1 protein-coding gene and 1 pseudogene are annotated in these 1,958 nt (G+C 57.2%); both read left to right on the top strand.

Annotated elements, in window-relative coordinates; all coding sequences use genetic code 11:
• Nucleotides 1-115: 115 nt before the first annotated feature.
• Nucleotides 116-529 (top strand): annotated as a pseudogene (locus XcuCFBP2542_RS18840) (XVIPCD domain-containing protein); the annotation flags it as partial.
• Between the two features lie 80 nt (nt 530-609).
• Nucleotides 610-1,914 (top strand): SIR2 family anti-phage-associated protein, encoded by a 1,305-nt coding sequence (locus XcuCFBP2542_RS18835; RefSeq protein WP_104605755.1) that lies wholly within the window; start codon nt 610-612, stop codon nt 1,912-1,914.
• Nucleotides 1,915-1,958: the final 44 nt, after the last annotated feature.

Raw genomic sequence — 1,958 nt, 5'->3', positions numbered from 1 at the left:
TGCCCAAGGTGGCCGAGGCGTGGGTATGGCTGGCTCAAGCGCGATTGCTGCTGGCGCGGCTGACTGGTTAATTATGTAAACACCCTCTGAGTTGAAGGCAGAAAATGATATCCAGCCGCAGCAGATTTTGGCCGACAACGCCGCTCATCCCGACCATCAGACTTATGCCCGCATCCATGACTGGGTCAAAGGAACTGGGAACTGGAACGACGAGGAGAGCCGCAACGTGTCGGCGTCGCTCTACAAGCAGCAGACCGAAGACCCCTTGCTGAAGCGTGTGGACCAGGTCACTGGGGGGCTGGGGAAGGACGGGGCCCACAACGTCTTCGCGGTCTACGCCCCGCATGGGATGGGAGTCGCGCCAATCTTCCATGCCCATGTCGATGGACGCGATGCCTCCCAGCAGCCGGCCCAGCAGAACCTTCAGCAGGCCGAGGTCATCAAGCAAGACCAAGTGCGTCAGCAGCAGATGGAGCAGACCCAACAGCAGACAACGCAGCAGGAGCAAGGACCGCGCATGACGATTTAGCGGGAAAGCTGGATGGAACGATATGCAAGAATTTCGATTGAAGTTGTCGGTTGGCGAAGACTCAACGAACAGGGGGCGGCATGAGCATAGTTGCGTATCGCGGCGGGAAGCAGATCACTGACGAGATAGAACTTCAGGCTTATCTCGCTTCTCTGTTGAGGTTAGAAAACGTCGGTTTATTGCTCGGAGCCGGAGCCTCATGCTCTGCCGGTGGTCAGACGATGAGGATGCTGTGGACCAGCTTTTTGCTCGGCAATAAGGCCGAGGCTGATTGGCTTCTGTCCCAGAAGTTCATCAATGACGACGAAAGGAGGTTGCTGCCCCTGCCACCTCCGCCCCTGCCACCTGGAGTTACTCCAGATCCACCCGCACTGTCCAATGCGGTCCCAGTCACAAGCCTGCCAAACTTCGAAGTCCTTCTGGATAAGCTTGAGATTGCCATCCTTGAGTGGAGAAGACAGTCAAGTCCTGAACTTACGCAGGCTGAAAAGACGAGAGCAGCGCTTTTTAGAGCTGTCGTAAGCGCTGCGAAGCTAAAGGAAGATTGGTGGAAATCGCCTCTGGGTGCCGACTTGGCCAATGAGTTGGGAGCCCATCGCTCGATTCTTCAGAAGCTAGTCGCCGCGCGCCAGCCTGGCCAGCCGGCGCCATGGGTCTTCACGACCAACTATGACTTGGCCATCGAGTGGGCAGCGGAATCGGTAGACCTTCAAGTCATCAACGGCTTCTTAGGTGTGCATAGCCGCCGCTTCTCGCCCCAAAGCTTCGACCTCGGGTTCCGCAATGCCCAAGCCAAGGGAGAGGCCCGTTTCGGCGTTTACAACATCTACTTGGCCAAGCTCCACGGGTCATTGACCTGGAAGGAAGTTGACCACAGTTTGTATGAGGTATCGGCCTCCGAGGCTTGGCGCGACATCTACAAATTTTTGGAACGCGTCGATGACACGTTGAGTTACTTGGTCCTGCCACGTGCCGCGAAATATCTCCAGACCGTGGGTTATGTCATGGGCGAACTTCTGCGACGATTCGCGGAGTTTATGGCTCGCCCGCAGACGGCTCTCATCATCAGTGGCTATGGATTCGGCGACGAGCACATCAATCGGCTCATTCGTTCCGCCTTGCTCAACCCCACGCTCCAAGTGGTCGTCTACTTGCCTGAGTTCAAGGGTGACCCAGCTGATTCAGACCTCCCGCTAACCGTGCGGAGATTGCTTGCCCTGCAAACCCCGCGCTTGACTATCGTGGGTGGCGGCAGCAGGGCCTTCACCAGTGCTTTGGCGGCCGACCTTCCTGACCCCACTATCTATGACCAGGAACTGGCGGAGTTGCGTAGAAAGTTGGGTCTTCGCGGATCACTGTGGGTGCAATCGAGCATTTTCGGGTAGCGCGGGCAGGAAGCTGGCGATGATCTTGAGCCTCAGGAACTCCT

This window comes from Xanthomonas cucurbitae, from assembly GCF_002939885.1.
Taxonomy (GTDB): Bacteria; Pseudomonadota; Gammaproteobacteria; order Xanthomonadales; family Xanthomonadaceae; genus Xanthomonas; species Xanthomonas cucurbitae.
The sequence above is the reverse complement of the archived record's forward strand: the minus strand, read 5'-3'. Positions and strand labels throughout refer to the sequence as shown.